2 protein-coding genes are annotated in these 9231 nt (G+C 73.9%); both read right to left on the bottom strand.

Going from position 1 to position 9231, the window contains the following annotated elements:
- The coding region (locus tag IEY87_RS47375) for a polyketide synthase docking domain-containing protein (RefSeq protein WP_189144748.1) at positions 1-114 on the bottom strand (114 nt) is incomplete at its 3' end.
- Complete coding sequence (locus IEY87_RS43440) at positions 104-9019, bottom strand: type I polyketide synthase (RefSeq protein WP_225278230.1); 8916 nt, start codon at positions 9017-9019, stop codon at positions 104-106. The genes IEY87_RS43440 and IEY87_RS47375, both read right to left, overlap by 11 nt.
- Between the last annotated feature and the right edge of the window lie 212 nt (positions 9020-9231).

The following is a 9231-nucleotide window of genomic DNA, read 5'->3' as shown; positions in this document are numbered from 1 at the left end:
GATCGCGATCGGCTCATGCCTACGCCCCTGATCCTCGGACAACCGCTGACGAGCCTCCGCCAGCTCCACCATGACCTTCTTCAGATACGCCCGTAACTTGTCTTCATTCGCCATGGTCCGGCCTTTCCTGCGGTGCCCTCAGGGGAGACGTCATCGCCCGGTTGTCGATCAGGGCGAAGATCTCCTCGTCGGAGGCTGAAACGATCTCCTCGGCCGCGCCGTTGGATCCGTTCTGCGCGGCGGTGCTGACAGGGGAGGTGCCGATCCTGGTGAGCGCGCTCCGCAGGATGGCGACGAGCCGGCCGCGTACGGCGTCCGCTTCGCCGTTGGCGGCCCGCATCATGGACTCGGCCTGGTCCACCGCCGTCCGCAGGGCGTCCTCGGCGGAGGGCGTCTCGGGGGCGAGCGTGCGGAGCAGGTATTCGGCCAGGGAGCGGATCGTCGGATGGTCGAAGATCAACGTGGACGGCAGCCGCAGCCCGGTGCCCGTGGTGAGCCGGTTGCGCAGCTCCACGGCGGTCAGCGAGTCGAAGCCGAGATCGTTGAAGGCCAGGTCCGGGTCGACCTGGTCGGGGTCGCCGTGCGCGAGGACGGCGGCGACATGCGAGCGGACCAGCTCGGTCAGGTGGGTCAGCGCGCCGGCCTCACCGAGCGCGGCGAGGCGCTCGGTCAGCCCCGCCGGTCCCGCCGTTCCGGCCACGGCGCGGACGACCGGGCCGGTGGTACGGCGCGGCAGGCGTACCAGCCCGCGCAGCACTCCCGGCAGATCGCCACCTTCGGCCCGCGCCCGCAGCCCGGCCACGTCCCACCGGGCTACCACCACGACCGGCTCGGCGTCGCCGTCCAGCACGCCGTCGAACAGGGCCAGCCCTTCTTCGACCTGCAGCGGTCCGATCCCGGCACGAGCCAACCGGGTCACATCCAGACCACCGGTCATCCCGGACTCGACATCCCACAGCCCCCACGCCACCGACACCGCCGGCAGCCCCGCAGCCCGCCGATGAACGGCCAGCCCATCCAGGAAGGCGTTCGCCGCGGCATAGTTCCCCTGCCCCGCGTTACCCACGACCCCGGCCAGCGAGGAGAACAACACGAAGAACCGCAGCGACATCCCGCTGGTCAACTCATGCAGGAACCAAGCCGCATCCGCCTTCGGCCCCAACACCACATCCACCCGCTCAGGCGTCAGACTCCCCACCACACCGTCATCCAGAACCCCAGCCGCATGTACGACCCCCGCCAACGACCCCACCGAAGCCACGACATCTGCCAGCGCATCCCGATCCGACACATCACAAGCCAGCACCCGAACCCGAACCCCGACCCCTTCCAGATCGGCGACCAGATCCGAAACCCCCACAGCGCCCGGCCCCCGACGCGACACCAGCACCAGATCCCGAACCCCATGCCGCTCCACCAACCGCCGCGCCACCAACGCCCCCAGCCCACCCGTCCCGCCGGTCACCAACACCGCCCCATCCCCACCTGGAACGGACGGGAAAGCAGAGGCGGGGACACCGGGCGAAGCGGGGGGCTGAACGGATATTGAGGCAGGAGCAGAGATCGAAGCGGGGGGCTGAGTGGACGTTGAGGCAGGAGCAGAGATCGAAGCGGGGGGCTGAGTGGACGTTGAGGTCGAGGCGGTGAGTGGGCGGCGTACCAGGCGGGGGACGAGCACGGTGGTGTCCCGGGCGGACAGTTCCGGCTCGCCGGACGCGATGGCCCTGGCCAGCAGGCCCCAGCCGGAGAAGCCCGCGGCCACCTCGGCCAGCACGAACCGCCCCGGCTGCTCGCTCTGCGCCGACCGCACCAGCCCGCGCACCGCCGCGACCGCCGGCTCGCCGGCCCGGGTCAGGCAGACCAGCCGCGACCCGGCGAACCGCTCGTCACCGAGCCAGCCCTGCACCAGGTCGAGCGCCTGCCCCACCGCGTCGTGCGCGGAGTACGGCAGGTCGTCGGGGTCGGCGTGGCAAGGAGCCAGGACCACGTCAGGAACGCGGTCCACGGTCATCTCGGCCAGCGAGGCGAGGTCGTAATAGCGCGGCGGATCGATCCCGGCCGCCGCCAACTCGGCACCGAACTCGTCGGTCAACTCGTCAGCACCGACCAGCGCCCACCGAAGCCCCGCCAGGTCAGCCACCGCCCCGGCAACCAAGTCAGCCGGTCCCCCGGCGACCGGGTCTGCCGGGGCACCGGTGACCGGGTCTGCCGGGGCACCGGTGAACTCGGTCCACTCGATGGTGTGGGCGAGGGAGTCGGCGGGGCCGGCGGCGGCGTCCCTGGACATCCGGCGGAGCACCAGCGTCTCCACGCCCGCGATCCACTGGCCGGCCCCGTCGAACACGGTCAGCGACACCCGATCGTCACCCAGCCATTCGAGCCTGACCCGCAACGTCTGCGCCCCGACCGCGACCACCCGTACCCCGCTCCACGAGAACGGCAGCAGCAGGCCGGCGTCGTCCGCCGACTCCAGCACCACCAGGTGCAGCACCGCGTCCAGCAGCGCGGGGTGCAGCGTGAAGCGGCCGGCGTCACCACGCACCGATTCGGGCAGGGCGACCTCGGCGTACGCCGCGTCGTCCGCCCGCCAGGCGGCTCGCAGCCCCTGGAAGGCCGGCCCGTACGCGTAACCGCGCTCGGCGAGACGGCCGTACAGGTCGCCCAGGTCCACCGGGTCGGCGACGGGCGGCCAGCTGATCGGGGAAGCCGGGGCGGTGCCGGGGTCGGCGGTGAGCAGGCCGGTCGCGTGGCGGGTCCAGCCCGCCTCGGTGTCACCGGCCGGCCGGCCGTGCACGGTCACGGCCCGGCGCCCCTGCTGGTCCGGCCTGCCTACCGCGATCTGCAGTTGTACGGTCCCCGCCGCGGGCAGGAACAGCGGGGCTTCCAGCGTCAGGTCCTCGACCTCGGCGCACCCGGTCGCGGTCGCCGCTTCCAGCGCCAGCTCGACGAAGGCCGTGCCCGGCAGCAGCACCGTACCGTCCACCGCGTGGTCGGCCAGCCACGGCGAGCCGGCCGGCGACAGCTGCCCGGCCAGCAGGAACCCGTCCTCGGCCGCAAGCGGGACACTCGCCCCGAGCAGCGGATGACGCGAGGGCGCGAGCCCGCCACCGGCCGCGGCCGATTCCGCGTCGAGCCAGTGGCGCAAGCCCTTGAAGGCGTAGGTCGGGAGCGCGTCGTCGTGGTTCGCCGCCGCCCCGAGCACCGCCGCCCACGTCACGTTCACCCCGAGCACCCAAGCCTGGGCGGCGGCCTTGAACAGACGAACAGCCCCGCCGTCACCACGCCGCAACGTCCCAGCCGCCCCGCCAGACGCGCCCACAGCAGCCAGCGTGTCCTCAACGTGCCCGGTGAGCACCGGATGCGGACTGACCTCAAGGAACACCGGAACCCCAGAACCGTCCCCCGCCCGCCGCACCACCGTGACGCCAGAACCGTCCTCTGGCCGCCGCGACTCCGCGACGCCAGAAGCGGCGAGTGACTCCACCGCCTGCCGGAACAGCACCGGCTGCCGCAGGCCGGTGAACCAGTAGTCGCCGGTCAGCCTGGTGACGTCGATCGGGCCGCCCGCCAGGGACGAGCAGAACGTGACCTCCGCCGCGTGCGGCTGGAGCCCGTCGAGCGCCTCCAGCAGTTCCTCGCGCAGGGCGTCGATGTGCGGGGTGTGCGCGGCGTAGCCGATCGCGACCCGCCGGACCCGTACCGTGTCACCGCAGGCGGCGGCGAACTCGTCCAGCGCGTCGGCGTCGCCCGCCACGACCGAGCTGGCCGGTCCGCTGTGGATCGCGAGCCAGAGCCTGCCGGCCCACGGCTCCAGCATCCGCGCGGCCTGCTCCGTGTCGACGGGCAGGGCGAGCATGCCGCCCCGGTCGCCGAGCCGCATCAGCGCCCGGCTGCGCAGCACGACCACCCGAGCGGCTTCGTCCAGCGGCAGCGCGCCGGCGACGCACGCGGCGGTGATCTCGCCCTGGGAGTGGCCGAGCACAGCGGAGGGGTGCACGCCGAGCGAGCGCCAGACCTCCGCGAGGGAGACCATGACCGCGAACAGCACCGGCTGGATCACGTCCGATCCCTGCAGCGCGGGCGCGCCGTCCACGCGGCGCAGCACGTCCACCACCGACCAGCCGGTGTGGCGGGCCAGGGCGCGGTCACAGCGCTCCAGTTGCTCGCGGAAGGCGGCGTTGGAGCCGAGCAGGTCCACCGCCATGCCGTCCCACTGCGAGCCCTGCCCGGGGAAGACGAACACCGGCCGGGCCTCGGCGTACGCGACCCCCGTCGCGACCGCCGCATGCGGCGCGCCCTCGGCCAGCGCCGCCAGCCCCGCCAGCAGCTCGTCCCGATCCTGAGCCACGACCACCGCACGATGCTCGAACCTCGCCCGCCGCGCCAGCACCCGCCCCGCACCGGCCAGCTCCTCAGCCGCGACATCCTCGGCGTAGGCGAGCAGCCGCGCCGCCTGCGCGCGCAGTGCGTCACCGGACTTCGCCGACACCGGCCACACCAGCGGCTCCCCGGCGGCCTGCGCCACCGGCTCCGGATCGGGCGTGCCTTCCACGATGACGTGCGCGTTCGTACCACTGACCCCGAAACTCGACACGCCGGCCCGCAGCGGCCGATCGCCGGGCAGCTCGACGGCCTCGGTCAGCAGGCGTACTCCGCTGGACTCCCAGTCGACGTGCGGCGTCGGCTCCTTGACGTGCAGCGTCGGCGGGAGCGTGCGGTGCTCCAGCGCCTTGACCATTTTGATCACACCGGCCACTCCGGCGGCCGCCTGGGTGTGGCCGATGTTCGACTTCAGCGAGCCGAGCCAGACCGGGCTGTCCTCGGAACGGGCCCGGCCGTAGGTCGCCAGCAGTGCCTGCGCCTCGATCGGGTCGCCCAGCGTGGTCCCGGTGCCGTGCGCCTCCACCACGTCCACGTCGCCCGCGTCCAGCATCGCGTCGGCCAGCGCCTGCTGGATGACGCGTTCCTGGGCGGGGCCGCTGGGGGCGGTGAGGCCGTTGCTGGCGCCGTCCTGGTTGACCGCGCCGCCACGGATCATCGCGCGTACGGGATGGCCCAGCCGGCGCGCGTCGGAGAGTCGCTCCAGCAGGAGCACGCCCGCGCCCTCGGCCCATCCCGTGCCGTCGGCCTCGGCGGAGAACGCCTTGCAGCGCCCGTCGGCGGCCAGCCCGCCCTGCCTGCTGAACTCCACGAACATCCCCGGACTGGACATCACCGTCGCGCCGCCCGCGAGCGCCATCACGCACTCGCCGCGCCGCAGCGCCTGGACCGCCAGGACGATGGAGACCAGCGAGGACGAACAGGCCGTGTCGGTGGTGATCGCCGGACCGCACAGACCCAGCGTGTACGCGATCCGGCCGGAGACGACGCTGAGCGCGGTGCCGGTCAGCAGATGGCCGTCGGCGACTCCCCCGGTGCGGTACAGCGGCGGCCCGTAGTCGGGGGCCATCGCGCCCATGAACACGCCGGTGGCCGAGCCGCGCAGGTCGGCGGGGTCGATCCCGGCCCGCTCGATGCTCTCCCAGCAGATCTCCAGCAGCAGCCGCTGCTGCGGGTCCATGGCCGCCGCCTCGCGCGGGCTGATCCCGAAGAAGGCCGCGTCGAACCGGTCGGCGTCGTGCAGGAATCCGCCGTACCTGGTGTCGCTGGTGCCCGAGCGGTCCGGGCCGGTGGCGAACAGGGCGTCGACGTCCCAGCCACGGTTCGCGGGGAACTCACCGATCGCGTCCGCGCCGGTGCTGGCCAGCCGCCACAGGTCCGCGGGCGAGGTCACTCCGCCGGGGTAGCGGCACCCCATCCCGACCACCACGATCGGGTCGTCCGCCGCCTGCCGCCCGGTCGTCCGGGCCTGCCCGGCCGGCCGATCCGGCGTCGTGGCGGTGAGCAGGGCGTGCAGGTGGCCGGCGAGCCGGGCCGGCGTCGGGTGATCGAACAGCAGACCGGTCGGCAGCTTCAGCCCGGTCGCCGTACGGAGCCGGTCGCGCAACTCGACCGACGCCGCCGAGTCAAAGCCAAGATCCTTGAACGTACGGGAAGCCTCCACCGCACCGGCGTCCTCGTGCCCGAGCAACTTGGCCGCGGCCCCCCGTACCAGAACCCGCACCTCATCCAACTCCCACACGGGCCGCCCCGCACCTCCACCGGTGGAGGCATCGGCGTGGGCTTCCCGCTCGGAGGTTGCCGGGGAAGATCGCTCGGCGGCGGCCGGCGTCCGCTCGGGCGCCTCTGTCGCGTGCCGCGTGGGGGTCGCGGTCGTTCCTGCCGGTGGGTACGGGCGTCGCTGGAAGGGGTATGTGGGCAGGTCCACCAGGTGGGTGCGCGGCGTCTCATGGACGGCCGGCCACTCGACCGGGGCGCCCGCGGCGTACGCCTGAGCGAGTGAGCGCTGCACGCGGTCCGGCCCGCCCTCGCCACGGCGCAGTGTGCCGATCACCGCCACCTCGCGCCCGGCGTCCTCCGCCGTCTCCTCCACGGCCGTGGCCAGCACCGGGTGCGGGCTGCACTCCACGAACAGCTCGCAGCTCTCCTCGGTCGCCACCCGTACGGCCTGGGCGAAGCGGACCGGGTGGCGCAGGCTGCGGTACCAGTAGCCGGCGTCGAGCCCGGCGGTGTCCAGCCGCTCGCCGGTGAGAGTCGAGACGAACGCGGTCGTGACGTTCAACGGCCGGATCGGGGCCAGCGCGGCGAGCACGTCGTCGCGTACCTGCTCGACCTCGGCGGTGTGGGAGGCGTAGTCGACCGGGATGAGCTTGGTGCGGTGCTCGGGCAGCCGGTCGGCCAGCTCGGTGAGCAGTTCGCGGGATCCGGCGACGACCAGCGAGCGCGGCCCGTTGAAGGCCGCCACGGAGAGCCCTGCCTGGGCGCCGATGGCCCGCTCGACCACGTCGAGGGGGGCCGCGATCGACATCATGCCGCCCCGGCCCGCGATGCCGGTGATGGCACGGCTGCGCAGGGCCACGACCCGGGCCGCGTCGGGCAGGGTGAGGGCGCCGATGACGGTGGCGGCGGCGATCTCGCCCTGGGAGTGGCCGACGACCACGTCGGGTTCGACGCCGTGGGCGCGCCACACCTCGGCCAGGGCGACCATGACCGCCCACAGGGCGGGCTGGACCACGTCCACCCGATCCAGGCCGGGGGCGCCGGGCCGCTCGTTCAGCACGTCTACGAGGGAGTAGCCGGTGTGCGGCGCGAGGGCGTCCGCGCACTCGGCGACGCGCGCGGCGAAGATCGGCGACGCGGCCAGCAGCTCGCGGGCCATCCCGGGCCACTGCGATCCCTGCCCGGGGAAGACGAACACCCGCCGCCCGCCGGTCGCGGCGCCGAGCAGGACGTCGTCGTGCGGCCTGCCACCGGCCAGCGCCCGCAGCCCGGCCACCCTGGCCTCCCGCTCCGCGCCCAGCACCACCGCACGGTGCTCGAAGACCGCCCGGCTCCGCACCAGACCGGCCGCGATCCCCGCGAGATCGGCCCCCGGCTCCGCCGCCACCGCGACGAGCCGCCCCGCCATCTCCCGCAACGCCTCCGGACTCCGCGCCGACACCACCCAGGGCACCCCGGCACCGACACCCCCAGCCGCACCGGGCCGCACGGCCGACGGCAACGGCGACGGCGTGGGCGTGGGCGTGGGCGACGGCGTGGACGTGGGGGCGGGCGACGGCGTGGACGTGGGGGCGGGCGACTGGATGCGCGACGGTGTCACCGGCTGTGCGGGCGGCTGGGCGAGGGATGGGGTGGGTGGGGGTTCGGCGAGGAGGAGGTGGCAGTTGGTGCCGCCCATGCCGAAGGCGCTGACGCCTGCCACCAGAGGGCGATCACCACCAGGCCAGGGAGCGGTCTCGCGGACGACGCGCAGGCGCAGGTCCGGCAGCGGGATCTCCGGCGGCGGCGACTCGAAGTGCAGGCTGGCGGGCAGTTCGCGATGCTTGATGGCGAGCACCACCTTCAGCAGCCCGGCGATGCCCGCGGCGCCTTCCAGATGCCCGATGTTGGTCTTGACCGAGCCGACCGGCAGCGGCTCACTCGCCGGCCGGAAGGAGCCGTACGCCGCGCCGAGCGCCGCGGCCTCCACCGGGTCGCCGACCTTGGTGCCGGTGCCGTGCAGCTCGACGTAGCCGACGTCGCCCGGGGCCACGCCGGCGCGGGCGCAGGCCAGCCGGATGGCCTCCTCCTGCGCCCGCCGGCTGGGCACGGTGAGCCCGTCGCCGCCGCCGTCGTTGTTGACCGCCCCGCCGAGGATCACGGCGTGCACGGCGTCGCCCGCGGCCACCGCGTCCGCGAGCCGCTTCAGCACGACCAGCCCGCCGCCTTCGCCGCGGACGTACCCGTTGGCGCGGCTGTCGAAGACGTGGCAGCGGCCGTCCGGCGACAGCGCGCCGAAGCTGCCGATGGCGTCGGTGGTCGCCCCGCTCAGGTTGAGGTTGACGCCGCCGGCCAGCGCCAGCGCGGTCTCGCCGCCGCGCAGGCTCTCGCAGGCCAGCTGCACCGCGACCAGCGAGGACGACTGCCCGGCGTCGAGGGTCAGGCTGGGGCCGCGCAGGCCGAGGAAGTAGGAAATCCGGTTGGCGATCATGGCGCGGTTCGCCCCGGTGTACGCGTGCCTGCCCGGCTCGGCGCCGGCCCCGGCCAGCAACGCGGCGTGGTCGTTCGAGATGGCGCCCAGGAACACGCCGCCCACGCTGCCGCGCAGCCCGGTGGGCGCGGTACGGGCGTTCTCCAGGGCCTCCCAGGCGAGTTCGAGGACCAGGCGCTGGTGCGGATCCATCGCCGCCGCCTCGTTCGGCGAGATGCCGAAGAAGGCCGCGTCGAAGCCGTCGACGTCGGAGAGGAAGCCGCCGCGGCGGTAGTCCGCCGCCTCCGGCCACCGGCCCTCGGGCGCCTCGGTGACCGCGTCCACGCCCTCGCGGAGCAGCCGCCACAGCGCTCCGGGGTCGGCGGCCCCCGGCAGACGGCAGGCCATGCCGACGACGGCGATCGCGTCCGGACCGCCGGTGACCACCGGCCGCATCGACTCGTCAACCATCAATTCGCCACCCCAAGCCTCTGGCATCTTGACGCCGCCGCTTTGTCTGGATGAACTGCTCGACAGCCCGCCGATTCGGCGTTATCGCTTTGCCGGCACCCGGGCCATTGCTTAGTTATTGCGACTTTAGGGGCGACGCCGGTTCGGGCCCATGGTCCGCTGCTGGCACGTTGTTACCGCCATTACTTGCCAGCGCGCGAAGAGGCGACGGC

The sequence above is a fragment of the Nonomuraea glycinis genome, from assembly GCF_014646515.1.
In the GTDB taxonomy this organism is placed as follows: domain Bacteria; phylum Actinomycetota; class Actinomycetes; order Streptosporangiales; family Streptosporangiaceae; genus Nonomuraea; species Nonomuraea glycinis.
Note: the sequence above shows the minus strand (reverse complement) of the source record. Positions and strands in the feature narration are given on the sequence as shown.